The organism is Ancylobacter sp. SL191 (genome assembly GCF_026625645.1).
GTDB lineage: Bacteria > Pseudomonadota > Alphaproteobacteria > Rhizobiales > Xanthobacteraceae > Ancylobacter.
Genome location: NZ_CP113056.1, coordinates 2,935,804 through 2,962,555, shown reverse-complemented (window position 1 = coordinate 2,962,555; position 26,752 = coordinate 2,935,804). Strand labels below are relative to the sequence as shown.

The window sequence follows — 26,752 nt, the reverse complement described above, 5'->3', positions numbered from 1 at the left end:
ACCGCCCACAGGCAGAGCCGGGGCGGTCGCCTCAGAACACCCCGCCGATGAAGCCGGTCTCGTCGACGAAGATGTTCTCCGCCGCCGGGCGCGAGGGCAGGCCCGGCATGGTCATCACCTCGCCGGCGAGGGCGACGACGAAGCCGGCGCCGGCAGAAAGGCGCACCTCGCGGATCGGCAGCACGAAGCCTTCCGGCGTACCGCGCCGCGTGGGATCGGCCGAGAAGCTGTACGGCGTCTTGGCCATGCAGATCGGCAGGTCGCCATAGCCCATGGCCTCGAACTCGGCGAGCTTCTTCAGCGCGCCGGGCTCGATGGCGACCGAGCCGGCGCGGTAGATGCGCCGGGCGATGGTGTCGATCTTCTCGGTGAGCGGCACGCTGCTCTCATAGAGCGGGCGGAAGGCGGACGGCCCTTCGGCGAGGCGCACCACCTCCTCCGCCAGCGCCAGCGCGCCGGCCGAGCCCTCGGCCCAGTGCGCGCACAGATGCACGCTCGCACCAACCGCGTTGCACGCCGCTTCAATGGCGGCGATCTCGGCCGGCGTGTCGCTGGTGAAGCGGTTGATGGCCACCACCGCCGGCAGGCCGAAGGCCTTCATGTTCTCGATATGGCGCACGAGATTGCCGGTGCCGCGGCTGACGGCCTCAACATTCTCCGGCCCGAGATCCTTCTGGGCAACGCCGCCATGCATCTTCAGCGCGCGCACGGTCGCCACGATCACCACCGCGCGGGGCGTGAGCCCGGCCTGGCGGCACTTGATGTCGAGGAATTTTTCCGCCCCGAGATCCGCGCCGAAGCCGGCTTCCGTCACCACGTAATCGGCCAGACCCAGCGCGGCACGGGTCGCGATCACCGAATTGCAGCCATGGGCAATATTGGCGAAGGGGCCGCCATGGACGAGAGCGGGCGTCGCCTCCAGCGTCTGCACGAGATTGGGCTGGAAGGCATCACGCAGCAGCGCGGTCATGGCGCCGGTGATCTTCAGCTGACCGGCGGTGACCGGCTGGCGGGTGCGGGTCTGCGCCACCACCATGCGGCCGAGCCGCTCCTCAAGGTCTTCCAGCGAGCGGGCAAGGCAGAAGATGGCCATCACTTCGGAGGCGACGGTGATGTCGAAGCCATCCTCGCGCGGGAAGCCGTTGCCCGGCCCGCCAAGGCCGACGATGACGCTGCGCAGCGCCCGGTCGTTGAGATCGACCACGCGGCGCCAGCTGATGCGGCGCTGGTCGATGTCGAGCTCATTGCCCCAGTAGATGTGGTTGTCGATGGCCGCCGCGAGCAGGTTATGCGCGGCGGTGATGGCGTGGAAGTCACCGGTGAAATGCAGGTTGATGTCCTGCATCGGCACGATCTGCGCATGGCCGCCACCCGTCGCGCCCCCCTTCGAGCCGAAGACCGGGCCGAGGCTTGGCTCGCGCAGCGCGATGGCGACGCTCTTGCCGGCACGCGCCAGCGCGTCGCCAAGGCCGATCGTCGTGGTGGTCTTGCCCTCGCCCGCCGGCGTCGGGTTGATCGCCGTCACCAGGATCAGCCGTCCATCCGCCTTGGCCGCCGCCTCGCGGGCGAAGCCAAGGGCGATCTTGGCCTTGTGCGGGCCATAGCGGTAGAGCGCCGCGTCCGGCACGCCGAGCCGGGCGCCGATCTCCTCGATCGGACGCGGCTCGACGCCGGCGGCGATGGCGGCATCGCTGTTGGGGTCGATCGTGCGCACGGCGGTGTTCATCGGGGCTCCCGTTGAGAAAAGCCGGTCAGGCGGCTCGCATCCGCTCGGCAAGGATAGCAACGAGCAGCATGCCGCCGAGAACCGACAGATGCTCCATGACGAAATAGAACTCGACCTGCGCCATCGGCCCTTCCATGGACCAGAAATGATGCGCGATCGGAATGGTGAGGGCGGTGAAGACGGCGAGCGCACCCGCACCGAGCCAGGTGGCGCGGTTGAGGAGGATGAGAAGCCCGCCGCCGAGCTGGGTGAGGATGGTCAGCACCGCAAACAGCCAAGGCGGATTCAGGCCGAAATGGGCCATCTCCGCCTGGGCGCCGGCGAAATCGGTCAGCTTGTTGATGCCACTGCCGAGAAACATGAAGACCAGCAGGAAGCGAGCGACGAATGCGGTAGCGGAAGCACGCAGGATGGTGGAGATGATCGCCGGCGTCATCGGTAGCTTTCCTTAAGGTGAGTGCCGCACCCCTGGGATAGCTCAATCACGCCCGCGTGACGATCCACACCCTGACACCACTACTGCGGACGCCCGCCACCCTCGCCTTCCTGATCCTCGCCGTCCTGCTCCTCGCCTTCCGCCTCCTCGCGCTCGCGCGCGGCCTTGGCTTCGGCAATGAAATCAGCGCCGTGCTTCTTGGCCTCGCGCACCGCTTCGCCGAGTTCGCGGGCGTAGCGGTCGAGGTCGAGCCGCAAACCGCCGACGGACGGCTTCTCGGTCTCCGAGGCATAGGCGACCATGCGCAGGGAGAGGCTGAGATCGGCGACCAGATCGGCGATGAAGCCGTCGCTCAGATCGTGCTCGTCGGCATAGGCGAGCAGTTGCTCATAGAGCGCCGTGCGGTGGGCATCGAAGGCCTCGTCATAGGCCGCGTCGCTCTCGTCGTCCTCGATGATGTCGTCCGGGCCGGCCATGATGTTCTCCTTGTGCTCAGGCGACGCCGTCGCGGATCGGCGGCTGGAAGCTGAGCCCCATGTCCCACGGGAAATAGATCCAGGTATCCTGGCTCACTTCCGTGATGAAGGTGTCGATGATCGGCCGTCCTGCCGGCTTTGCATAGACGGTGGCGAAATGCGCGTTGGGCAGCATGGCGCGCACCACCTTGGCGGTGGAGCCTGTATCGACGAGATCGTCGATCACCAGCAGCCCCTGCCCGCCCGGCCCGGCCGCGTCCAGCACGACCTGCGCGATGGGCTTGATGACCTCGGTCTCGCCCTGGCTCTTATAGTCGTGATAGCTCGCAATGCAGACGCTCTCGATAAGCCTTATGCCCAGCTCGCGCGCCACGATGGCGGCGGGCACGAGGCCGCCGCGGGTGATGCAGACAATGCCGACGAAGGGGCCGGCCGCGGCGAGCCGCCAGGCAAGCGCGCGGGCGTCGCGGTGGAACTGGTCCCAGGAAACGGGGAAGGCCTTGTTCTGGCGGTCGTCGGACATCTCGGCGTGCATCCCGGCGGCAAAGGCGACATTACCGAGAGCATTAGCTTGAGCGCGCCGGCTTCTCCAGTGGCGTCGGGCAGAATTCCCCGCCTTAGCGGCTAGCGGCGAGCTGCGCCCGCACCTGTGCCACCATCGCCTCTACCGCCGCCACCGCGGCGGCGAGCTGGTCGGGATCGCGCGAGCGCACGACCAGATTGGTGTTGGGCCGGCCGTCCTCCGCCATGAACGGGTAACTGCCAATGGTGACGCCCGGATGGGCCAGCGCCACCTCCTTCAGCGGCCCGCCAATATCGCCTTCCTTGGCATGGGCCGGCACGGTCTGGGAGAGCATGCGCACGCCGGTGGTGAGCTTCGGCGCCACCTCGTCGAGCATCGCCTGCATGATGGTCGGCACGCCGGCCATGACGATGACATTGCCGATCCAGAAGCCCGGCGCCTTGGAGACCGGGTTGGGCACCAGCGCGGCGCCGGCCGGGATGCGCGCCATGCGCAGCCGCGCCTCGTTGAGATCGGCCTCGGGAATGCGCTCCAGCAGCATGGCTCGGGCGCGCGGATCGACGTCGATGGTGACGCCAAACGCCTTCGCCACCGCGTCGGCGGTGATGTCGTCATGCGTCGGCCCGATGCCGCCGGTGGTGAACACATAGGTGTAGCGGGAGCGCAGGGCGTTGAGCGCGGCGACGATCTCGTCCTCGATGTCGGGAACGACGCGGACCTCGGAAAGGTCGATGCCGAGAGCGGTGAGGTACTCGGCGATATAGCCGATGTTGCGGTCCTTGGTCCGCCCCGAGAGGATCTCGTCGCCGATGACCAGGAGCCCCGCCGTCACCGCCTCTGCCTGCCCGACCATCCGATTCTACTCCTGCTTTCCGTAAAGGCGCCTAGAAACGCCGCAAATGATCGCAGCGCCCGCCATATAGAGCGGCACGACGCCCGCAAAATAGGCATTTGACGCGCCCCATGGCGATATTCGCCGTCCGGGTTGTTCCGCCTCTTCCGCTGGCACGACGTTTGTAGCTAACTTCCACGAGTTGGGGAGTGAATTTGCACCTATGAGCGTCGCATTCGACGAGATGACCAATGCGGACGGCTCGATCCGCGCCGCCTACACCACCCTCGCACGCTGGCTGAAGGATGTGCCGCCAGACGTGCTCGACTACCGACGCAAGGAGGCCGAGTTCATCTTCCGACGCATCGGCATCACCTTCGCGGTGTATGGCGACAGCGACGCGCAGGAGCGGCTGATCCCCTTCGACATCATCCCGCGCATCCTCACCAATGGGGAATGGGGCCGGCTTTCCAAAGGGTTGGAGCAGCGCACCAAGGCGCTCAACCTCTACATCAAGGATGTCTACTCCAAGCGCGACATCCTGCGGGCCGGCGTGGTGCCGGAGGATCTGGTCTACCAGAACCCGGTGTTCCGCCCGGAGATGAACGGCCAGAAGGTGCCGCACGACCTTTATGTCCACATCGCCGGCATCGACGTGGTGCGCGTGGACGCCGACACCTTCTACGTGCTGGAAGACAATGCCCGCACCCCCTCCGGCGTCTCCTACATGCTGGAGAACCGCGAGATCATGATGCGGCTCTTCCCGGAGCTGTTCGCGGAGAACCGCGTCGCGCCGGTGGAGAACTACACGGACGAACTGCTCGCCACGCTCAAATCGCTCGCCCCGACCACAGCGACCAGCGATCCGGTGGTGGTGGTGCTGACGCCCGGCATCTACAATTCCGCCTATTACGAGCACTCCTTCCTCGCCGACAAGCTGGGCGTCGAACTGGTGGAGGGCCGCGACCTCTTCGTGCGCAACGATGTGGTCTATATGCGCACCACCGAGGGCCCGCGCCGGGTGGATGTGATCTATCGCCGCCTCGACGACGATTTCCTCGATCCCCTCGCCTTCCGGCCGGACAGCGCGCTCGGCGTGCCCGGATTGATGAGCGCCTATAATGCCGGCAATGTCACGCTGACCAATGCGGTCGGCACGGGCGTGGCCGACGACAAGGCGGTCTACAGCTACATGCCCGAGATCATCCGCTTCTATCTCGGCGAGGAGCCGCTGCTGAAGAACGTGCCGACCTGGCGCTGCCGCGAGGCGGATCACCTGAATTATGTGCTCGATCACCTGAACGAGCTGGTGGTGAAGGAAGTCCATGGCTCCGGCGGCTACGGCATGCTGATCGGCCCGCGCGCCGACAAGGCGCAGATCGAGCTGTTCCGTGCCAAGCTGAAGCAGGATCCCACCAACTTCATCGCCCAGCCGACGCTGGCGTTGTCCACCTGCCCGACCTTTGTCGAGGAAGGCATCGCGCCGCGCCATGTCGATCTGCGCCCCTTCGTGCTCACGGGCTCCGACCGCACCCGCATCGTGCCGGGCGGCCTCACCCGCGTCGCGCTCGAGGAAGGTTCGCTGGTGGTGAATTCGAGCCAGGGCGGCGGGACCAAGGACACCTGGGTGCTGGAGGAAAGCTGAGGGACTGGGGTCGGATCGTCATCCCGGCCGGCCGAAGGCCGATCCGGGATTGTCTGCGGAATTGGTGAGTGTTCCCGGTCTCCGCGTCGCGGTGGCCGGGATGACGCAGGGTGGGAGCGCATAGACAGATGCCGATTGAAACATGGCTGGCCTTCGTCGCCGCCTCGGCGGTCCTTCTGGTCATTCCCGGACCGACGATCCTGCTTGTCGTCTCCTATGCGCTCGGCCAGGGCCGCAAGGTGGCGCTGCCGGTGGCGACCGGCGTCGCGCTCGGCGACTTCACTGCCATGACGCTTTCCATGCTTGGTCTTGGCGCGCTGCTCGCCACCTCGGCGACGCTGTTCACCGTGCTCAAATGGATCGGCGCGCTCTATCTCATCTGGCTCGGCATCAAGCTCTGGCGGGCGGGCGGCACGCCGCTCATCGGCGAAGCGCGCAGCACCGACCGGCCGCTCGGCATGTTGCTGCACGCCTGGATCGTCACCGCGCTGAACCCGAAGAGCATCACCTTCTTCGTGGCCTTCCTGCCGCAGTTCCTCGATCCCGCCCGCGACTTCCTCACCCAGATGGCGATCTTCGAGACCACTTTCCTCGTGCTCGCCGCCACCAATGCCTTCGGCTACGCGCTTGTTGCGGGCCGGTTGCGCGGCGCCATCGGCACGCCGCGCATCGTCGCCGCCATCAATCGGATCGGTGGCACTCTTCTGATCGGGGCGGGCGTTGCGACGCTCGCCTGGCGTAACGCGAAATAGAACGCGGGTTCCCATGCTTTCTCGCACAGCCGACAATCTCTACTGGCTCGCCCGCTACATGGAGCGCGCCGACTGCCTTGCCCGCATCCTCGATGTGACGCAGCGTCTGGCGCAGCTTCCCGCGGCCTATGGCGGCTCGACCAATGAGTGGCGCTCGGCGCTGCTCACCGCCGGCTGCGCCGACCTGTTCAAGCAGGTGCATGGCGACGAGGCGACGGAGCAGAACGTCATCTCCTTCCTCGCTTTCGCGCCGGAGAACCCCTCCTCCATCCGCAACTGCTTCGAGATCGCCCGCACCAATGCCCGCTCGGTGCGCACGGCGCTGACCATCGAGATGTGGGAGACCATCAACTCCGCCTGGCTGGAGCTGAAGCGCTATTCCACCAAGAGCATGACGCGCGAGGAGCTGGCCCGCTTCCTCTCCTTCGTGAAGGAGACCTCGCTGCGCTTCGACGGTGCCGCCTACCGCACCATGCTGCGCAACGACGCGTTCTGGTTCTCGCGCGTGGGCATGTATGTCGAGCGCGCGGACAACACCGCGCGCATCCTCGACGTGAAATATCATGTGCTGCTGCCGGACTCCGAGCATGTCGGCGGGCCGCTCGACTATTTCCAGTGGACCTCGATCCTGCGCTCGGTCTCGGCGCTGACGTCCTTCCACTGGGTGTACCGCGAGAGCGTGAAGCCCTGGCTGGTGGCGGATCTGTTGATCCTCAACGCGCAAATGCCGCGCTCGCTGACGAGCTGCTACCAGAACATCACGCGCTATCTCGACGACATCGCCGCCTATTACGGCCGGCAGGGCACGGCGCAGCGGATCGCCCGCTCCACCCTCACCCGGCTGGGCAACAGCCGGATGGAGGACGTTTTCCAGACCGGGCTGCACGAATACATCGACGGCTTCGTCGTCGAGAACAACCGTCTCGGTTCGAGCGTTGCCGAACAATATCTCCTGTAATCCCGGATCGACCGCCGCGTCATGCGTATCCATGTGAAGCACGCCACCATCTACACCTACGATCCGCCGGCCAATGGCGCGATCCAGACGCTGCGCCTCACGCCGCGCAACCATGACGGGCAATATGTCGTCTCCTGGCGCATCGACGTGTCGGAGAGCTGCCGGCTGCGGGCGCATGAGGACGCGTTCGGCAACCTCACCCACACTTTCGCGGTGGAGGGGCCTATCTCCGAGCTGCGCGTGATCGTCGAGGGCGAGGTCGAGACGCAGGACACCGCCGGCGTCGTGCGCGGCGTGAAGGAGCGCTTCCCGGCTTCGCTCTATATGCGCGAGACCGACCTCACCGTCGCCGATCCGGCCCTGCGCGCCTTCGCCGAACAGGCCGCCGCCGGCATCGAGGACCGCATCGCCCGGCTGCACGCGCTGATGGAAGCGATCGGCGCTCACATGGCCTTTGATCCCGAGCCGACGCAGGCGACGACCACCGCCAAGGAAGCCTTCGCGCTGAAGCGCGGCGTGTGCCAGGATTACGCGCATATCTTCATTGCCGGGGCGCGCCATATCGGCATCCCCGCCCGCTATGCCAGCGGCTACATCGTCACCGACGGGGCCGCGCAGTCGCAGACGCAGGGCCTCGCCCAGCTCCAGGGCGCCGCCGCGCAGGCCGGCCATGGCTGGGCCGAAGCCTATGTGGATGGTCTGGGCTGGGTCGGGTTCGATCCGACCAATCTCCAGTGCCCGACCGAGGCCTATGTCCGCCTCGCCGTGGGTCTCGACTATCTCGGCGCCGCTCCGGTGCGCGGCAACCGCTATGGTGGCGGCGAGGAAAATCTCTCCGTCGCCCTCACCGTCGACCAGTCGAGCCGGCAGATTCAGGGCTGACGGTTGCCGGCCACAAAAGCGCCCCGCTATAAGGGCGCGTAATGGAATGCCGCGCGCCACAGGCCGTGGCCAGGGGGAAGTGCCTGCGATGACCTATTGCTGTGGTCTTCTGGTGCGTGACGGCCTCGTCATGATTGCCGACACCCGGACCAATGCCGGGCTCGACAACATCTCGACCTTCCGCAAGCTGCACGTCTTCGAGGAACCGGGCCGCCACATCATGGCACTGGCGACGGCGGGAAACCTGTCGATCTCGCAGGCCGTCATCAGCACCCTGCAGGAGGGGCTGGAAAACCCGGAGACCGGCAAGAAGGACACGCTGACCAGCGTCAGCAGCATGTTCCGCGCGACGCAGCTCGTCGGCGCAGCCATCCGGCACGTCCACCGGCTCTATGGCGAGGGCCTCAAGGAATCCGACATCCGCTTCGATGTCTCCTTCCTGTTCGGCGGGCAGGTGAATGGCGGGCGGCTGCGGCTGTTCATGATCTACGCGGCCGGCAATTTCATTGAATGCACCGCCGACACGCCGTTCCTGCAAATCGGCGAGCATAAATATGGCAAGCCGGTGCTGGACCGCTCCATCACCTTCGAGACCGACCTATATGACGCGCTGAAGTCGGGCCTCATCTCGATGGATTCGACCATGCGCTCCAATCTCGGGGTCGGCATGCCCATCGACATCCTCGTCGCGCGCCGCGATGGGGGGCAGTCGGAACTCAATTACCGGATCGAACCGGGCGAACCCTATTTCCACGATCTGCGCGAGCGCTGGTCGGCCGCGCTGCGCGCCGCGCACACCTCGATCCCTCGCCCGCCCTATGGGCGCAATCGCTAGACCGACATCAACGCGCAAAGGCCGCCGATGCGGGTTGCAGCGGCGGCCTTCGGCTGATGATCGTCCTGCACCCGTCAGGTGAGCAGATACAGCAGGATGATGATCGGAATCGGGATACCGATGAGCCACATAAGAATACCGGGCATGATTGCTCTCCTCGACTGAGTAATTCACCGGCGGTGCTGTCTCGTTTCACCGCATTCGACTTATCTTCTGCGCTGATAACGCCATGGGCTCTTGCGGGTTCCCTGGCGTGACGCATCCCGCCAGCCGCTGCTGGCCTTGCCGGCGACGCCATGCCGGGAACATTTCGACGCCTCGGGAGGAAAAACATGACCACGCCCCGTATCGCCCTCGTCACCGGCGCCGGCACCGGCATCGGCAAGGCCGCCGCGCTCGCGCTCGCCGAATCCGGCTTTGAGGTTGTTCTGACCGGTCGCCGCACGGAACCGCTGGAGGCGGTTGCGGCGACCATTGCCGCCACCTCCGGGAAGGCTCACCCCATCGCCGCGGATGTGGCGGACGCGGCCTCGGTGCGCGCGCTGTTCGACGAGATTGCCCGCCGTTTCAAGCGCCTCGACGTGCTGTTCAACAATGCCGGCGGCTGGTCGCCGGGCATGCCGATCGAGGACATCCCGCTGGAGGACTGGCAGCGCGTGGTGACGGTCAACCTCACCGGCGTGTTTCTCTGCACCCAGGCCGCCATCCGCCTCATGAAGACGCAGACTCCCAAGGGCGGGCGCATCATCAACAATGGCTCGATCTCGGCGCACGCCCCGCGCCCGCTCACCGCGCCCTATACCGCCACCAAGCACGCGGTCACGGGCCTCACCAAGCAGGTCGCGCTGGAAGGCCGGGCGCACAACATCGCCTGCGGACAGATCGACATCGGCAATGCCGACACCGACATGGCGGTGAAGATGAAGACCGGCATTCTTCAGCCCAACGGCCAGATCATGGTCGAGCCGACCTTCGACCCGGTCCATGCCGGCCGCGCCGTTGCCTATATGGCCAGCCTGCCGCTCGACGCGAATGTGCTGACCATGACCATCATGGCCACCAACGCGCCGTTCGTCGGGCGGGGCTAGCGAACGGTCTCCGCCGTGGCGCTCTGCACCTTGGCAGCCGCAGCCTCCGGCGTTGCGGCTGCCGTGCGGGACGACTTGTCGGTCTTCACCGCCGCGGCCCAAACGTTGCGCGCCTTGTCCAGTTCCGCCCGATACGTCTGGGGCAGCGCCGCCCGCAATTCGTCGAAATCGGCCGCATTGCCGATCCAGTCGAGCGGGCGGTTCTGCTTGCCGACGAAGCCGAGCGCGATCTTTGGCCGTGGCAGAACCGTGTGGGTCGGCGCGAAGAACGCCTCCAGCGCGGCGCGCAGGTTCGGCGGATCATAAGCGCCACCCGCTTCGTTTTTCCCGTCGGTCAGCCGGGCGAGCGCACTGAGATGGATGTGCTCACCGATGGAGCGGGCCTGGGGCGGCAAGCCAGCGACACGCACCCCGGCTCCACGCGGGCGTTGCTGGGCGATCACGCGATACGTCGGATCGTCGCGGTCCATGAAAAATAATGGCGACTTGCGTGACTCATGAATGTCAGGGCTGTCTTCGCCTTGCAACGCCTCAAGCTCACCCGGCCGAAAAACGGGGCCATGTCCCGCGGGTGTCAACGCGTCGAGCCGTTTCAGCATCCACGCCAACGTCAGAGCGCCGATACCCCCGGCCTGATAGCCACCGCCAATGTCGGAATGCACGCCCGGAAACCACACCTGCTCGACCGCCGTGAATCCCGCATGCTGCGGCACCTGCCAGAGTGCGGGAGGGTACCACCGCCGCTTCTCGTCAATCGCCACAGCATGCAGCGACACGTCGATAATCGAGGATAGAGCCGTGTCGTGAAACTCGTAGCGCTCGCGATTTCTCCGAAAGACACTTCCGGGGATACCTAGCGAGCCCACGGTGTCGAAAACGCCGAGACCGCGAATACGTACGCCGTCATGGGTGAGCGTGCGCAACCATACCGTGTCCGCCGGGTAGCGGTCCTTGGGCGGCGTCCGGTAGAGCTCCCACACCGTCTGTTCATTCTGCGTCGTGCAATTCTCGGCCTTGAGCAGCCCGCTCGCGCCGATATAGCCGGCAAGGCTGCGCGCGGTGAAGGCACCGCGCGAGAAGCCGAAAATGAAGATGTCATCGCCGGGGGCGTAGAACTGGCTGAGGAAGCGGTAGGCTTGGCGGACATTGACGTCGAGGCCCGAGCCGGTCGCGCCGTCGAAGCTTCTCTTCAGCTTGCTTCCGCCGGTGCCCACGCCCTCGTCATAATAGATGCGCTGCTCGACGCCATCGGTAACGCCCGGCTGCAGCATGTCGCGCAGCCGCACGATGTTGGTGATGTCCTCGCTGTTGGGATCGTTCCAGGTGCCGTCAAGGCAGAGGATGAGCCGGCGCGGCAGGCGCTTAATGGCTGTTCGATCGGCCGACGGCTCGGTTGATTTCGCACTCATGACGCCCCCCGTCATTGCGGAAGCATCATCATAAGGGTTGCATTTTACCAAACGCAACTCTGAGTTTATTCACACACTCTCAGATGACGGCGAGCGCGCCCTGGAAGATCAGCCAGCTCAGAAGACCCATCACGCCGAGGCTGACAAGGCTGGCGACCAGGCCGGCGGCGATGAAGGCGCCGTCGCGCTCGACGAGGCCGAGTCCGAGGATGCACACCGCGATACCCGGCGGCAAATTGCCGAAGATCGGGATCGGCAGCATCAGCAGGAGGCCCAGCACGACCACCACGCCGCCCAGCACGAGACGCGCGGCGGCGCTGGAGAAATAGGCCAGCCGCGGGCGCGAATAGGCCTCGAAGCGGCGGATCCATTTCAGCGCGCCATGGACGATCTTCTCCAGCAGCGTGCGGGAAATGGTGCGGGCCGCCAGCCAGCGCGGCAGCCACAATTCGTCACGCCCCAGCAGCATCTGCACGCCGACGAGGCACAACAGCACGCCGCAGATCACCGGAATGCCCGGCGGCATGGGCAGGCAGTTCGGCAGGCCGAGCAGCAGGATGGACAGGCCGAAGGCGCGGTTGCGCAGGGCATGCACGATCTCGCCCACGCCGATGCGTTCCGCCGAATGGGCGGTCACGATCGCCGAGAGCAGCTCCGAGGTGCGGGGCGAGCGATGATCCACGATGGGCGGCCCGGTGCCTTCAGTCATGCCTTGGGACACCACCACGGCACCCAGTTCCGCCGCCCTCATAGCACGGCGAAAGCGGCAAGGAGAGGGCACATGCGCCAAATCCATCTGCCACACACCCCACGTGAAACGCCGTTCTTCATGGAAAGGCAACGCCTCACCCCTACCGGTGTTACCGTCGCCGGGGTTCTGTCGGCGCGAAGCAGCCTTGAGGAGAGGTCTCGTGAAACGCTTTCATCGTCTTGGTCTCGCCGCCTGTGCGGCGCTCGCGCTCAGCAATCTTCAGGCCGAGGCCTGCACCCGCTTCGTCTATGAGACGGGAACGGGCGGCTACATCGTCGGTCGATCAATGGACTGGATGGCGGATCCCGAAACCGATCTTTGGTCCTTCCCGCGCGGCATGGCGCGCAATGGCGGCGCGGGCGATGGGTCGATCACCTGGACGTCCAAATACGGCTCGGTGATCGCCTCCTTCTACAATGTGGCGACCGTCGACGGCATGAACGAGGCGGGCCTGATGGCCAATACGCTCTATCTGGCGGAGAGCGACTATGGCGACGCGAAGGCGTCGGGCAAGAAGCTGATCTCGGTCGGCGCCTGGACGCAATATGCGCTCGACAATTTCGCCACCGTCGCCGAAGCGGTCGAGGCCCTTTCGAAGGAGCCCTTCGCCATCGTCGCGCCCGTGCTGCCCGACGGCAACAAAGCGACCGGCCACCTCTCGCTGGCCGACAAGACCGGCGACAGCGCCATCTTCGAATATGTCGATGGCAAGCTCGTGATCCATCACAGCCCCAAATACACGGTGATGACCAACTCGCCGCCCTTCGACCAGCAACTGGCCATCAGCACCTACTGGAAGAACATTGACGGGCTGGACTTCCTGCCGGGCACCATCAACTCCGCCGACCGCTTCGTGCGCATGAGCTGGGCACTCAACGCCACGCCGAAGCAGAAGGAGGAGCCCCTGGCCGTGGCTTCCGCCTTCTCGCTGATCCGCTCCATCTCCGTGCCGCTCGGCCTCGCCTCGCCCGGCAAGCCGAACATCGCCGCCACCATCTGGCGCTCGATCGGGGATCTTGGCGCGAAGCGCTATTATTTCGAGTCGGCCTACAGCCCCTCGATCTTCTGGGTGGACCTGGACAAGCTGAACCTCGCGGCTGGGGCCAAGCCGGCCCGCCTTGACCTCTCGACCCATCCGGTCCTCTCCGGCGAGGCGTCGGCCCGCTTCGCACCCAGCGAGCCGTTCCCCTTCCTCGCCCAGTAAGGCGCGCCACAGGCCGGCGGGGTGTCTCAGTGCATCTGGAACACCCCGTCGACCGTGCGCAGTTCCGCCGGCTTGATCAGCCTTGAATGCGCAATGGTGACCGAGTGCAGCGGCCCTTCCAGCTCGCGCTTCCAGAAGTCGAGAAAGCGGTTCAGCTCCGGGAAATGGGGATAAAGGTCGTAGTGCTGCCAGAGATAGGTCTGCAGCAGCGCCGGGTGGTCCGGCATGCGGTAGAGGATCTGGGCGGTGGTTAGGCCATAACCGGCGAGCTGCCGGACGAAATCGGCCGATGCGGGACGCACGCCAGGTGCGGCTGCTTCACGAGATGCCATGCGGAACCTCCTTTCGCTGACGTCCCGAGTTGAGCGCACGAGGCTTGCGCGAACAAGTCCAAAGATCGAGTTTCACGTTTAATATCAGGGCACTAGCAGCATGAATGACAGAGTGCTGACAGCGACGCCGCTGACGACTTGGCACTCACTTCATCGGACTGCTAAATTTTTCGTGCCATACCCTTGCGCCCCCTCCGCCCCCCGCCTAGATGTCCTCGCGGTAGCGTGATCGGCACCGTTCCGGCCGATCCGCCGCCATGAAACCAGATGATCGTTCAAGCTTTTCTGGAGAGAACCGATGAAGTTCCGTCCCCTGCATGACCGTGTGGTGGTCAAGCGCGTCGATGCGGAAACCAAGACCGCGGGCGGCATCATCATCCCCGACACCGCCAAGGAAAAGCCCTCGCAGGGCGAGGTGGTTGCGGTGGGCCCGGGTGCCCGCGACGAGGCCGGCAAGCTCGTTGCGCTCGATGTGAAGGCCGGCGACCGCGTGCTGTTCGGCAAGTGGTCCGGCACCGAGGTCAAGATCGACGGCGTCGACTACCTGATCATGAAGGAGTCCGACATCCTCGGCGTGATCGACGACAGCGCCTCCGCCAAGAAGGCGGCGTGACGCCCGAACGCCCGACGCAAGTCGTAACGCATCACCGGAGTTAAAGACATGTCTGCCAAAGAAGTGAAATTTGCGGGCGACGCGCGCGAGAAGATGCTGCGCGGCGTCGACATCCTCGCCAATGCGGTGAAGGTGACCCTCGGCCCCAAGGGCCGTAACGTCGTGATCGAGAAGTCCTTCGGCGCCCCGCGCATCACCAAGGACGGCGTCACCGTCGCCAAGGAGATCGAGCTCGAGGACAAGTTCGAGAACATGGGCGCCCAGATGGTGCGCGAAGTGGCCTCGAAGTCCAACGACCTCGCCGGTGACGGCACCACCACCGCCACCGTGCTCGCCCAGGCCATCGTGAAGGAAGGCGCCAAGTCCGTCGCCGCCGGCATGAACCCGATGGATCTGAAGCGCGGCATCGACCTCGCGGTCGAGGCGATCGTCGCCGATCTCAAGAAGAACGCCAAGAAGGTCACCTCGAACGAGGAGATCGCCCAGGTCGGCACCATCTCCGCCAATGGCGATTCCGAGATCGGCAAGTACCTCGCCGAGGCCATGCAGAAGGTCGGCAACGAGGGTGTCATCACCGTCGAGGAAGCCAAGACCGCCGAGACCGAGCTCGACGTCGTCGAGGGCATGCAGTTTGACCGCGGCTACCTCTCCCCCTACTTCATCACCAACGCCGAGAAGATGCGCGTGGAGTTCGAGGATCCCTACATCCTCATCCATGAGAAGAAGCTCTCGGGCCTGCAGGAGCTCCTCCCGGTCCTCGAGGCCGTGGTGCAGACCTCCAAGCCCCTGCTGATCATCGCCGAGGACATCGAGGGCGAGGCGCTCGCCACCCTCGTCGTCAACAAGCTGCGCGGCGGCCTCAAGGTCGCGGCCGTCAAGGCTCCCGGCTTCGGTGATCGCCGCAAGGCCATGCTGCAGGACATCGCCGTCCTCACCGGCGGCACCGCCATCTCCGACGATCTCGGCATCAAGCTCGACAGCGTGACCCTCGCCATGCTCGGCCGCGCCAAGAAGGTGGTGATCGAGAAGGAGAACACCACGATCGTCGACGGCACCGGCGCCAAGGCCGACATCGAGGCCCGCGTCGCGCAGATCAAGGCGCAGATCGAGGAGACCACCTCGGACTACGACCGCGAGAAGCTGCAGGAGCGTCTGGCCAAGCTCGCCGGCGGCGTCGCGGTGATCCGCGTCGGCGGCGCGACCGAGGTCGAGGTGAAGGAGAAGAAGGACCGCGTTGACGACGCGCTGCACGCGACCCGCGCGGCCGTCGAGGAAGGCATCCTGCCGGGCGGCGGCGTGGCCCTGCTGCGCGCGATCAAGGCGCTCGAGGGCGTCGTGACCGCCAACCCGGACCAGAAGACCGGCGTCGAGATCGTCCGCAAGGCCATTCAGGCCCCGGCCCGTCAGATCGCCAGCAATGCCGGCGAGGACGGTTCGCTGATCGTCGGCCGCATCCTCGAGAAGGACAGCTACGCCTACGGCTTCAACGCCCAGACCGGCGAGTATGTCGACATGTTCAAGGCGGGCGTCATCGACCCGGCCAAGGTTCTGCGTTCCTCGATCCAGAACGCCGCCTCGGTCGCCTCGCTGCTCATCACCACCGAGGCGATGATCGCCGAGCTGCCCAAGAAGGCCGGCGCCGCGGCCCCGGCCATGCCGGGCGGCGGCATGGGCGGCATGGACTTCTGAGGAAGCTCCGAAGCCGCCCGGCACCCGCAAGAACCGACGTCGGCCAAGGCCGACGTCTCGGGCGGCGGCATGGGCGGCATGGACTTCTGAGGAAGCCCATTCGCCCACGCTGACTTCTTGAGACCAAAGCCGGGCAAGCCCGGCTTTGGTGGCGGCATGGACTTCTGATCGACACTCGTTCGCCGCAAGGCTGACGATTACAAAGGGCGCGGCGCAAGCTGCGCCCTTTTCGTTTGCAGCGCGCGCGATCAGGCGGGCTCGCGCGCCGCACCGGCGATCGTGTCGAGGCTATCGTCCGCCGCGCGCTGGTGCAGGCGTTCGAGATCCGCGCCCATGGTCTCCACCCGGAACGCCCAGGTGATCGCCGCGCCGGCAAAGGAGGTCAGGGCGAGGCCGATCAGCAGCGCGGTGGTGCCGATATCGGCCAGCAGGATGGGAAACAGGAACGCGGTCAGCACCGCGCCGATCTTGCCGGTGGCGGCGGCCAGCCCCGCGCCCTTGCCGCGCACGCGGGTCGGAAACACCTCGCCGGCGATCAGATAGGTCTGCGCGTTCGGGCCGACATTGGTCATGAAGTTGAACAGCATGAAGCCGGCAAAGATCAGCAGGGTGCGGCCGGGATCGGGATAGTAATGCGACATGGCGGCCAGCAGCAGGCCGGCGGCGCAGCCGATGAAGCCGATGATCTGCAAGGGAATGCGCCCCACCCGGTCGGCCAGCAGCACCGCCGCGAAGATACCGGCGATCAGCAGCGTGTCGATCAGCGCCGCGCCCTCGGCCGCCAGCACCTGGCTGGCGACGATGTCGGTCACGTCATGAGTGACCGGCCCGCCATGGCCGAAGGCGGCGGCGAGGATGGTGGGGGTGAACAGCCCGATGCCATAGGTGCTGAGATCCTGCATGAACCACGGCACGGAAGCGAGGATCGTCGCCCGCCGGTTGCGGCGGGTGAACAGCTCGCGCCAGCCGGAGGCCCCGGCTCCGTGTCCTGACGCCCCTGCCCCGGCGGCGGGCGTCGCCAGCTCGACCTGGTGCGGATAGGCGGGCTCGCGAGAGAGCAGCCGGGCGGTCTCGTGCGCCGCCTCCATCGTCCGCCCCTGCGCGAACAGCCAGGGCGCGGATTCAGTGATGAAGAAACGCCCGACGGTGACGATGGCGGCGGGCAGGATCACCGCCGCATACATCAGCCGCCAGGCGGAGACGGTCGGATCGTTCACCAGCACCGCATAGCCGACTGCCGTACCGGCCAGCGCCCCCAGCGCCTGGAAACCGAAGGCCGCCAGCACCAGCCGGCCGCGATTGGCGCTCGGAATGCTCTCCGAAATGATGAGATGCGCCGTCGGATAGTCGCAGCCCAGCGCCACGCCGACGCCGAACAGGAAGACTGCCAGCCAGAAATAGGTCGGGCTCACCGACAGCAGGACGAGAAAGATCATGAACAGGATCATCTCGACCACGAACATGAACTTGCGCCCGAACGTGTCGGACAGCCCGCCCAGCAGCAGCGCGCCGACCAGAATACCGGCGAGGCTCGCCGCGCCGATGACGCCGTGCTCGGTGGCGCCGAGACCGAATTCGGCGGAAATCAGCGGCAGGGCGACGGCGGTGGTGAACACCACCATGCCCTCGAAGAATTTGCCGAAGGCGGCGAGCCACCAGATCCGCCATTGCATGCCGGTCATCGGTGTAGAGCCGACCGGCGTGCCATCGGCCCACACCGGCATCTCGTCAATATAGTCCTGGACCGACCGTCCCTTATCCGCGCCGAACATCCCCATCCCCTTGGCCACCCAATCCGTTTCCCCTTGGGCCCGCGATATGAAGCCACGATGACCCGCCCGCGCCTAGGGGCGGGATGGCGTGATTGTCATGTCGGGGTGAGGCGGCCCGCGATCCCGGATCGGCCTGTCGGCCGTCCGGGATGACGCTTCACAAAGATGCCGTCATCCCGGCCCCTCGGGTCTTGCCTTTGGCAAGCCCAAGGGCAGGCTCGGCGAAGCCGGAGAGCCGGGATCGTCATCCGACGCGCTCATCCCCCCGCACACCGTCATGGCCGGGCTTGGCCCGGCCATCCACGACTTCCTCGTTGCGCACGGCCCCAAGTCGTGGATCCCCGGGTCAAGCCCGGGGATGACGGCGTGAGGGCGGGACGCGCGGGGACGGAACGGGTACCCAACCTCGGGGGCGACGCCGCCACCCTTAACGCCGTCATGGCCGGGCTTGGCCCGGCCATCCACGACTTGGCTCGCCGCGCACGGCTGAAGTCATGGATCCCCGGGTCAAGCCCGGGGATGACGGGGTGAGTGCGGGACGCGCGGGGACGGAACGGGTGCCCAACCTCGGGGGCGACGCCGCCACCCTTAACGACGTCATGGCCGGGCTTGGCCCGGCCATCCACGTCTTGCCTGCGCCGCGCTCGGATCAAGTCGTGGATCCCCGGGTCAAGCCCGGGGATGACGGCGGGAAGGTGGGACGCGCGGGGACGGAACGGGTGCCCAACCTCGGGGGCGACGCCGCCACCCTTAACGACGTCATGGCCGGGCTTGGCCCGGCCATCCACGACTTGGCTCGCCGCGCACGGCCCCAAGTCGTGGATCCCCGGATCAAGTCCGGGGATGACGAGGTTCTGGGAGGGCGACCGCGTGACCAGGGCGGCACGCGATCCCGGATCGGCCTTTGGCCGTCCGGGATGACGCTGAATAATAGGCCGTCGTAACGCCTTCCCGTCCGTCGTCATCCCGGCCGGAGGCGTAGCCGGAGAGCCGGGATCGTCATCCGTTGGAGAGCCTGCGGCGCGTGCATCGGGCAAACCGGAGCGCGATCCCGGATCGGCCTGCGGCCGTCCGGGATGACGGTTACAGGCGCGGCGATGGGCAGAGGCGCCGACGCACCGGCGTGGCGAGAGATCTGCCTAGGAAAATAAACCTAGACATTCACCCCAATCTCCGTCATCCTGCCCGCACCTGTCCTCACCGAGGGGTGCGTCCGGAGCGGCCGGCGTGGGGGATGGGGGCGGTGGCGGCGTCGGCGGGAGTAACGCACCCGGAGGCGTCGCGGCCCAAGTCGGGTGTTCCCGTGCGGCGTAGCGCCGTTCACGGGCGGGATGCTACGCGCCTTCAAGCGCGTGGGCGCCGCCTTCAGTGGAGGATAGCAAGTCTGACTCCTCCAGGGGCCATTCGGAGCAAGCCAAAAAACACCGCGTGCGGGGCGCCGGGAGCGGCGCGTCGGTTGGCTGAGTGAAGGCTTGCACCACCTTTTAAAACAAAGGTGCAGGCGGCCGCCGTTGGCGTCCGCCCCGGTGCCCCGCGCGCCCCTCAAGGGCGGATGGGAACGGTGCAGAACCCCGGCCGCGACAGCGGCGCGGGGGTTTTGGTGCGGGGGGCGTCCATTCGTCATCCCGGCCCCTCGGGTCTTGCCTTTGGCAAGCCCAAGGGCAGGCTCCGCGAAGCCGGAGAGCCGGGATCGCATGACGCGCTCATCACCACCCTTACGACGTCAGGACCGGGCTTGGCCCGGCCATCCACGTCTTCTCCCGCGCGCCCGGACCAAGACGTGGATCCCCGGGTCAAGCCCGGGGATGACGGCCGGAAGGTGGGGATGACGGCGGGAGGGCCGGGATGACGGCGGGAATGACGGTGTGAAGGCGGGACGCGCGGGAAGGAAGGGCGGCGATGACGGGGATGCGCGGCGCGCCGCCCCGTCAATCGAGTGTCTGCCGGAAGCGGCTGACGGCGATCAGCATGGCGACCAGCATGATCGCGGTCAGCCCGGCAATGTCCGTGGCGAGGTCGCTAGCCGTCGCGCCCTTGAGCAGGATGCCGCGCACCATGCGCAGATAATGGGTGAGTGGCAGGGTCTCGGAAATCCATTGCGCCCAGCGCGGCATGCCGGCGAAGGGGAACATGAAGCCGGACAGCAGGATATTGGGCAGGAAGTACATGAAGGTCATCTGCACCGCCTGAAGCTGGTTCTGCGCCAGCGTCGAGAAGGTGTAGCCGATGGAGAGGTTCGCCACGATGAACAGCGCGGTGAGCGCGGTGAGCAGCCCGAGCGAGCCCACCACCGGCACGGCGAACAGCCCGATTCCCGCCAATACGATCAGCGCCGCCTGCCCGGCGCCGACCAGCACATAGGGCGCGATCTTGCCGAGCATCACCTCGACCGGGCGGATTGGCATGGCGAGCAGCGTTTCCATCGTCCCGCGCTCGATCTCCCGCGTCACCGAGAGCGCGGTGAAGATCAGCATGGTCATCGTGAGGATGGTGCCGAGCAGGCCGGGCACGATGTTGAGCTGCGTCACCGCCGCCGGGTTGTAACGGGCATGGGTGATGATCTCGAAGGGGGGAGGCTGGTCCTCCAGCCCGCTGCCGCGCGGCCCGCCATCGACCGCGAAACGCTCCCGCGTCACCGCCGCATCGACCAGCCGGCTCAGCGCCGCGAGCGCGCTGCCCGAGGCCACGGGGTCAGTAGCGTCCGCCGCCACCAGAAGCGCCGGGCTTTCCCCCCGCCGCACCGCCCTCTCAAAGCCGGCGGGGATCTCCACCACGAACAGCACGTCGCCCGAGCGCATCAACCGCTCGGCTTCGGCCTCGGTGCGCGGATGATGGGTGACGGCGAAGTATTTGGTGTTCTCCAGCGCGGCAAGCAAAGCGCGGGTGAGCGAGGTGTTCTCATGCGCCAGCACGGCAGTCGGCAGATGCCGCGGCGTGGTGTTGATGGCGTAGCCGAACAGCACGAGCTGCAGCAGCGGGATCATGATCATGCTGGCGAAGGACACCCGGTCCCGCAGCAATTGCAGGAACTCCTTGCGCATCATGGCGCCGATCCGGCGCAGCGAGCCGCTCATCGGAAATTATCCCGCGAGCGGTTCATCAGGTCGATGAAGACGTCCTCCAGGGTCGGGGCGTCCTGCCGCCAGTCGAGCCCCGGCCGGTCGCGATAGGGCGCGATGGCCGCCTCCAGCGCCGCCGCGTCATGCCCGCCGACATGCACGCTGGCCCCGAAAGGCGCGACCATCTCGATGCCCGGCAAGCCGGAAAGCTCCCGCGCCAGCGCCGCCGGGTCGCCGCCCGTCACGGTCCAGGTGGAAAGGCCCGAGCGGGCGACCACCTCGGCTACCGGCCCCTGCGCCAGCAATTCGCCATAGGCGATATACGCGATCTCATGGCAGCGTTCGGCCTCGTCCATGTAATGGGTCGAGACCAGCACGGTCAGCCCTTCCGCCGCCAGCTCATGGATTTGCGCCCAGAACTCGCGCCGCGCCTTGGGATCGACACCGGCGGTCGGCTCGTCGAGCAGAAGGAGTTGCGGCGCGGGCAGGATGCAGGCGCCGAGCGCCAGGCGCTGCTTCCAGCCGCCGGAAAGCGACCCGGCAAGCTGCCGGTCGCGTCCGGCAAGGCCCAGCCGCTCGACGGCGGCCCGCGCGGCCCCCACCGGGTCCGGCACGCCATAGATGCGGGCGACGAATTCAAGATTCTCGCGCACCGACAGATCGGCATAGAGACTGAATTTCTGCGTCATATAGCCGACATGGCGGCGGATGGTGCGCGCCTCGCGCAGAATGTCGTAGCCCAGGCACGTCCCCCGCCCGGCATCCGGCGTCAGCAGCCCGCAGAGCATGCGGATCGTGGTCGTCTTTCCCGAACCATTCGGCCCCAGAAAGCCGTAGATCTGGCCGCGCCGCACCCGCATCGAGAGATCGCGCACCACCACACGATCGCCAAACCCCTTGGAGAGGCCTTCCACCTCGATGGCGTAGCCCGGCGGCGATGGTTCCCCCTCGCCGCTCATGGCAGGAGCTGCACGGTGATCGGCTGCCCCGGCCGCAGCGCCCCCGGCCTGTCGGCGCGTGCTTCCAGGAGGAAGACAAGCTTGGCCCGTTCATCGAGGCTGTAGATGACCGGCGGCGTGTATTCGGCGCTGGCGGCGATGTAGCTCACCTTGGCATCCACCGGCGCCGCACAGCCATCGCAGGTCACCCGCACCGGCGCGCCGAGGGTGAAGCGCGGCAGATCGGGTTCGGGCACGAAGAAGCGCAGCTTGATGAGTTCGGGCGGCAGAAGCGACACCACCGGCCGACCCGCCGGCACCAGCTCGCCCGGCCGGAAATACACCGTCTCGACCGAGCCCGCGACGGGCGCGGCGAGGCTGCGCCGGGTGAGCCGCGTGCGCGCCGCCTTGAGATTGGCCTCGGCCGCCTCGACGGCGCGCTGGGCCGCCGCGATCTGCTTCTCGCGCGAGCCGAGGCCGGCCACGGTGATCTGCGTGTCCACCTCGTCCAGCGCCGCCTGGTTCTGGTCATAGGTGTGCTGGGCGGTATCGAGCGCCGCCTTTGAGCCGACCTGCTTGGCAAAGAGCTCCTTTTGCCGCTCAAGCTCGATGCGCGAGAGGTCGAGCGTCGCCGCAGCCCGGCGCCGCGTCGCCTCCAGCACGGCGATCTCCTGCGGGCGCTGAGCGGCGCTGATCAGGTTCTCCAGCTCCGCCTGCGCCTGGGCGAGGCTCGCCTGCGCCGCGTCGACCTCCGCCTGCTGGAGCGCGGCATCAATGGTGAACAGCGCCGCGCCTTGAGTGACGCGGTTCCCCTCCTCCACGGCGAGGCCGGTCAACCGGCCCGCCTCATCCGGTCCGACGAAGATCAGATCGCCCTCGGCATAGCCCTGATAGCGCGGCGGGCCCGCATCGGCGCAGCCCGCCAGTGTCGCCACCAGCAGGCCGACCGTCAGGCACAGCCGACCGCGCCCGGCCGGGATGCGTGACGCGAAAGCGTGGTTGGGCTGGGGCATGGGCACTCGCTGACGTACGGATAGTTCGCCATTGAAACCAGACGGAAGAAGGCCTGACCAGTGTGGTCATTCCCCATCGGACAAAGCCAGCAGCCACGCAGCAAAAAGGCGGGCGCCACGCGGCGCCCGCCTCAGGTCGTGCAAGGGTCAGCCGAAAATCGGCCGCCGGATCAGTTGAGCTTGCCGATGGCGAAGAACTCGGTCTCGCCGGACGAGCCGTCGACGCCGTCATTGTCGGTGACGATGAAGGCGTTACCGGCGGCGTCGATGGCGAAGCTCTCGACCTTGTCGAGCACATAGCCATGCGGGGCGGCGAGCAGCGGCAGCAGATCCTTCACCTCGGTCTTGGTGAGGACCGGCGGCTGAGCCTCACTGCCAAGCGCGGCCGGGGTCACGCCCTTGAGCGAGACGAAGGTGAGCTTCTTGGTCTTGGCGTTCGGGCCGACCTGGTTGTCGCGCTCGATGACGAGGAAGCCGTCCTTGTAGGCCGTCAGCTCGGACAGGCCCATCCAGCCCTTGGCCGGCTTGTCGAGCGGGTAGCGCACATAGGTCCAGCTCTTGTCGGCCGGCTTGTAGGCGAGGATCTTCACGAAGCCCTTCGGGTCGTCCTTCCACTCGCGCTGCACGGCGAGCCACACGGTCTCGTCGGCGCCCGAGCCGGTGACGGCGACGCCCTCGAAGCCGAAGCGGGTCGCCTGCGCGGCCAGCGCCTCGGGCAGCGCGATCTGCTCGGCGACGGTGCCATCGGCATCAACCCGCACCAGAAGGTTCTGCGTCGGGTTCTCCTTCTTCTCCGGGTTGCCTTCCGAGGCGACCCAGAAGCCACCCTCGGGGCGCACCGCGATACCCTCAAGGTCGAGCCCCTTGGCCGGCTTGCCATCGACGGTCAGCACGGTCGCCTTGGTGATCTTGGCCGGCAGGCTGGTGGCGTCGACGGTGAGGATGCGCGCCTGCGCATAGGCGCTGTCGGTCACCGCGTAGAGCTTGCCGGGCTCCTTCGGATCGGCCGCGAAGCCGGAAAGCGCCGACCACCAGATCGGCAGCCCGTCCGGGCCATTCTCGGAGAGGATGGTCGGATAGGCCGGCTTGGCGCCCGGCTGACGCTGATACACGGTGACCACGGAACCGATGCCGCCATCCTCGCGCAGGTCGGTCTCAGCGGCGGTCACGAACAGGTCCCGCTTGGGGATCGCCATCAGCCCCTCCGGGCCGACGCCGCCCGGCAGAACCTGCAGGAACTCGGGGGCTTCGGTGCCGCCCTTGTCGCGGTAGACATAGACCAGCGAGCCGCGCTCGGAGGCGACGAAGATCAGCTTCTGGCCATCGAAGGTGGCGACTTCCGCGCCCTCCATCTCGATGCCCTTCTTGTTGCGCTTGTCGGGATAGTGCCCGACGCGCACGGCCATGTGTTCCGGCGCGACGCCGGAGTCGAACAGCAGCTTGCCGGTCTTGTCGAAGATGGAGAAGCCGCGCGTGCCGCCCTTCCAGTCGCCTTCATTGGCGATGACGAAGCGGTCATCGTCGAGCCACTGCACCGTATCGGGCTCGCGCGGCGTGTCCTTCATCGCGCTGGTGAGGTCGATCACGCCGTCCTTCTTGGTGTCGATCTTGTCGAGCGAGACCGTGCCGGCGGAGAAGCTGCTGGTCACCTTGCCGGTGTTGAGATCGACCACGACGATGTGGTTGTTCTCCTGCAGGGTGACGACCACTTCGTTCTTGGAATTGATGTCGAGATATTCCGGCTCCGGGTCTTCCGGCGCGACAGATGCGAGGCCGGTGAGCTCGACCACCTTCTTCGAGGCGTCGACGACACGGCCGTCCTTGACCTCGAAATAGGTCAGGTTGCCAGCCGGCAGCTGCGGCAGGGCGCCCTCATTGATGTCTTCGTCGCGCTCATTCTCGATCGCGATGGCGAGGAAGCGCCCGTCCGGGCTCTTGGTGACGGCGTCCGGCTGGCCGCCGAGATCCACCTTGTCCTCGACCTTGCGCGAGGCGATGTCGACCACCGCGAGATGGCCGGAGGGCTTGGACTTCGATTCCGAGGTGTTCACCCCGACATAGGCCTTGCCGCCGATCACCACCGTGGTGGTCGGCTCGCCCTCGAGCGCCACCACGCCGGCCGGCTTCGGCGCCGCCGGGTCGGTGATGTCGACAAAGCCGATGCGCTGGCCGGGGCTGTCGCTGTAGATCAGCGTATTGCCGTCTTCAGTGAAGGTGATGATTTCCGCCGAGGTCGGCTTCGCGGCATCCGCACCAGCCGGCAGGTTGTCGATCACATTGAAGGTAGCGATGCGGTTGAACACCGGCGCGGGCGACTGGGCCTGCGCGCTAGGCACGGCAAGGCCCAACACCAGGGCCGACACACCGGCGAGAAGAAGCGAGCGCATGGGAGAATCCTCGTCTGACGCGGGGGCAGGCCCCGCTCTGGCGCGCACTTCAAAAGGCGTTGCGTGACAGAGGCATGACGACGACAACCGGCGCAGGACGCGAAGGCATCCGAATATTCGACTTTGGTCGAAACATTTCGCCGCAAATGCCGATATTTAGAGCTTGCACTTACCCTTGGGTCATCGTCTCCTTGGCGCATCGGGACAAGGCGCAAAAGCGCCGCCCGGCGGGCTCGACCCGCGAGGAAACGCCATAGGAGGAATCCCCATGACCGACACGTCAGGGAAGAACGCGGACATGCGTCAGGACGTCCGCACGAGCCGTCGCCGTTTCATGACCACTGCGGCTGCAGTGGCCGGCGCCAGCGTGGTCGCCGCCCCGGCGGTGCATGCCCAGGCCCCCATCAAGCTGAAGTTCCAGTCCACCTGGCCGAACAAGGACATCTTCCACGAATTCGCCGGCGACTACGTCAAGCGCGTCAATGCGATGACGGGCGGGCGCGTGGAACTGGAAATCCTGCCGGCCGGTTCGGTCGTCCCCGCCTTCCAGATGCTCGACGCGGTGTCGTCCGGCATTCTCGACGGCGGTCACGGCGTCGCCGCCTACTGGTACGGCAAGAGCAAGGCCTTCTCGCTGTTCGGCACCGCCCCGGCCTTCGGCTGGGACGCCGATGAACTGCTCGGCTGGGTCCGCTATGGCGGCGGGCAGGAGCTCTATGACGACCTCGTGCAGAACACCCTGAAGCTCAACGTGGTCGGCATGCTCTCCGGGCCGATGCCGAGCCAGCCGCTCGGCTGGTTCAAGAAGGAGATCACCGGCCCCGCCGACATGAAGGGCATGAAGTATCGGACGGTCGGCCTCGGCGCCGATCTGTTCAAGGAATTCGGCGCGGCGGTCACCATCGTGCCGGGCGGCGAAATCGTGCCGGCCATCGACCGTGGCCTGCTCGACGGCGCCGAGTTCAACAACCCCTCCTCCGACCTCATCCTCGGCTTCCCGGACGTCGCCAAGGTCTACATGCTCGGCAGCTATCATCAAGCGCTCGAATGCTTCGAGATCTTGTTCAACAAGACCAAGTTCGACGGGCTTCCCAAGGACGTGCAGGAAATCCTCAAGGGCGCGTCCGACGCCACCTCCGCGACCATGATGTGGAAGGCGCAGGACCGCTACTCGAAGGATCTCGAGGCCATCAAGGCACGCGGGGTCAAGGTTCTCCAGACCCCCAAATCCGTACTCGAGGCCCAGCTCAAGGCCTGGGACGTGGTCATCGCCAACCTCTCCGCCGACCCGGTGTTCAAGAAGGTCGTCGACAGCCAGAAGGCATGGGCCAAGCGGATCGTCGGCTTCCGGCTGGAATATGAGCCCGACTCGAAGTTCGCCTACGACCACTTCTTCAAGACGACCTGAACCACCGCCGATGACGCCCCTCTC

23 protein-coding genes are annotated in these 26,752 nt (G+C 66.5%); 10 read left to right on the top strand and 13 right to left on the bottom strand.

All coding sequences use genetic code 11. The annotated features are described in order from the left end of the window. Positions 1–31 precede the first annotated feature (31 nt). The 5 genes from OU996_RS13500 to OU996_RS13480 form a co-directional block, all read right to left on the bottom strand. On the bottom strand, positions 32–1,726 hold the full coding sequence (locus tag OU996_RS13500; protein ID WP_267582130.1) for a formate--tetrahydrofolate ligase: 1,695 nt from the start codon (positions 1,724–1,726) through the stop codon (positions 32–34). A gap of 25 nt (positions 1,727–1,751) precedes the next feature. Then, on the bottom strand, positions 1,752–2,162 hold the full coding sequence (locus OU996_RS13495) for a DoxX family protein (protein WP_267582129.1): 411 nt from the start codon (positions 2,160–2,162) through the stop codon (positions 1,752–1,754). A gap of 80 nt (positions 2,163–2,242) precedes the next feature. Continuing rightward, positions 2,243–2,638: a hypothetical protein gene (locus OU996_RS13490; RefSeq protein ID WP_267582128.1), complete on the bottom strand. Its 396-nt coding sequence runs from the start codon at positions 2,636–2,638 to the stop codon at positions 2,243–2,245. 16 nt (positions 2,639–2,654) lie between these two features. Continuing rightward, positions 2,655–3,161, bottom strand: coding sequence for a xanthine phosphoribosyltransferase (gene gpt / locus OU996_RS13485; RefSeq protein ID WP_267582127.1), 507 nt, complete (start codon positions 3,159–3,161; stop codon positions 2,655–2,657). Between the two features lie 94 nt (positions 3,162–3,255). After that, positions 3,256–4,014, bottom strand: coding sequence for a competence/damage-inducible protein A (locus tag OU996_RS13480; RefSeq protein WP_267582126.1), 759 nt, complete (start codon positions 4,012–4,014; stop codon positions 3,256–3,258). 202 nt (positions 4,015–4,216) lie between these two features. Between OU996_RS13480 and OU996_RS13475 the strand changes: the two genes are divergently transcribed. The 6 genes from OU996_RS13475 (at position 4,217) to OU996_RS13450 (ending at position 10,153) form a co-directional block, all read left to right on the top strand. Then, entirely contained in the window at positions 4,217–5,638 is a 1,422-nt protein-coding gene (locus OU996_RS13475; RefSeq protein WP_267582125.1) for a circularly permuted type 2 ATP-grasp protein, read from the top strand. A 128-nt stretch (positions 5,639–5,766) separates the two neighbouring features. Then, the gene (locus OU996_RS13470) at positions 5,767–6,390 is read left to right on the top strand and encodes a LysE family translocator (protein ID WP_267582124.1); all 624 of its coding nucleotides are present in this window, start codon (positions 5,767–5,769) and stop codon (positions 6,388–6,390) included. Between the two features lie 13 nt (positions 6,391–6,403). Continuing rightward, entirely contained in the window at positions 6,404–7,348 is a 945-nt protein-coding gene (locus OU996_RS13465) for an alpha-E domain-containing protein (RefSeq protein WP_267582123.1), read from the top strand. A 21-nt stretch (positions 7,349–7,369) separates the two neighbouring features. Next, on the top strand, positions 7,370–8,230 hold the full coding sequence (locus OU996_RS13460) for a transglutaminase family protein (protein ID WP_267582122.1): 861 nt from the start codon (positions 7,370–7,372) through the stop codon (positions 8,228–8,230). An 88-nt stretch (positions 8,231–8,318) separates the two neighbouring features. Further along, entirely contained in the window at positions 8,319–9,065 is a 747-nt protein-coding gene (locus OU996_RS13455; RefSeq protein WP_267582121.1) for a peptidase, read from the top strand. 332 nt (positions 9,066–9,397) lie between these two features. Beyond that, positions 9,398–10,153, top strand: a complete 756-nt coding sequence (locus OU996_RS13450) for an SDR family oxidoreductase (protein ID WP_267582120.1) — start codon at positions 9,398–9,400, stop codon at positions 10,151–10,153. Here the strand turns inward: OU996_RS13450 and OU996_RS13445 are convergent. Both OU996_RS13445 and OU996_RS13440 read right to left on the bottom strand, forming a co-directional pair. Continuing rightward, positions 10,150–11,562, bottom strand: coding sequence for a DUF2235 domain-containing protein (locus OU996_RS13445; RefSeq protein ID WP_267582119.1), 1,413 nt, complete (start codon positions 11,560–11,562; stop codon positions 10,150–10,152). The two genes, OU996_RS13450 and OU996_RS13445, sit on opposite strands and share 4 nt — an antisense overlap. A 79-nt stretch (positions 11,563–11,641) precedes the next feature. Continuing rightward, positions 11,642–12,271 (bottom strand): exopolysaccharide biosynthesis protein, encoded by a 630-nt coding sequence (locus OU996_RS13440; protein WP_267582118.1) that lies wholly within the window; start codon positions 12,269–12,271, stop codon positions 11,642–11,644. 202 nt (positions 12,272–12,473) lie between these two features. On the opposite strand from OU996_RS13440, the gene OU996_RS13435 reads away from it, so the two are divergent. Further along, complete coding sequence (locus OU996_RS13435; protein ID WP_267582117.1) at positions 12,474–13,517, top strand: linear amide C-N hydrolase; 1,044 nt, start codon at positions 12,474–12,476, stop codon at positions 13,515–13,517. 26 nt (positions 13,518–13,543) lie between these two features. On the opposite strand, the gene OU996_RS13430 is transcribed toward OU996_RS13435, so the two are convergent. Then, positions 13,544–13,849 carry an usg protein gene (locus OU996_RS13430; protein ID WP_267582116.1) on the bottom strand — a complete coding sequence of 102 codons (306 nt, stop codon included), beginning with the start codon at positions 13,847–13,849 and terminating at the stop codon, positions 13,544–13,546. A gap of 298 nt (positions 13,850–14,147) precedes the next feature. Between OU996_RS13430 and groES the strand changes: the two genes are divergently transcribed. Next, positions 14,148–14,462: a co-chaperone GroES gene (gene groES / locus OU996_RS13425; protein ID WP_267582115.1), complete on the top strand. Its 315-nt coding sequence runs from the start codon at positions 14,148–14,150 to the stop codon at positions 14,460–14,462. 48 nt (positions 14,463–14,510) lie between these two features. Further along, on the top strand, positions 14,511–16,151 hold the full coding sequence (groL, locus tag OU996_RS13420) for a chaperonin GroEL (protein ID WP_267582114.1): 1,641 nt from the start codon (positions 14,511–14,513) through the stop codon (positions 16,149–16,151). Positions 16,152–16,399: 248 nt separating this feature from the next. Here groL and OU996_RS13415 read toward each other — a convergent pair whose 3' ends face one another. From OU996_RS13415 to OU996_RS13395, 5 genes are all read right to left on the bottom strand, one after another. Then, entirely contained in the window at positions 16,400–17,923 is a 1,524-nt protein-coding gene (locus tag OU996_RS13415) for an MFS transporter (protein ID WP_267582113.1), read from the bottom strand. 1,928 nt (positions 17,924–19,851) lie between these two features. Further along, positions 19,852–20,997: an ABC transporter permease gene (locus OU996_RS13410; RefSeq protein ID WP_267582112.1), complete on the bottom strand. Its 1,146-nt coding sequence runs from the start codon at positions 20,995–20,997 to the stop codon at positions 19,852–19,854. Beyond that, positions 20,994–21,941 (bottom strand): ABC transporter ATP-binding protein, encoded by a 948-nt coding sequence (locus OU996_RS13405; protein WP_267582111.1) that lies wholly within the window; start codon positions 21,939–21,941, stop codon positions 20,994–20,996. Before OU996_RS13405 ends, OU996_RS13410 begins: the two co-directional genes overlap by 4 nt. Further along, complete coding sequence (locus tag OU996_RS13400; RefSeq protein WP_267582110.1) at positions 21,938–22,933, bottom strand: HlyD family secretion protein; 996 nt, start codon at positions 22,931–22,933, stop codon at positions 21,938–21,940. The genes OU996_RS13405 and OU996_RS13400 overlap by 4 nt, the downstream gene beginning before the upstream one ends. 170 nt (positions 22,934–23,103) lie before the next feature. Then, positions 23,104–25,320, bottom strand: a complete 2,217-nt coding sequence (locus tag OU996_RS13395) for an esterase-like activity of phytase family protein (protein WP_267582109.1) — start codon at positions 25,318–25,320, stop codon at positions 23,104–23,106. Between the two features lie 268 nt (positions 25,321–25,588). Here OU996_RS13395 and OU996_RS13390 point away from each other — a divergent pair, with 268 nt between their 5' ends. Further along, on the top strand, positions 25,589–26,728 hold the full coding sequence (locus tag OU996_RS13390; protein WP_267582108.1) for a TRAP transporter substrate-binding protein: 1,140 nt from the start codon (positions 25,589–25,591) through the stop codon (positions 26,726–26,728). The last annotated feature ends 24 nt before the right edge of the window (positions 26,729–26,752 follow it).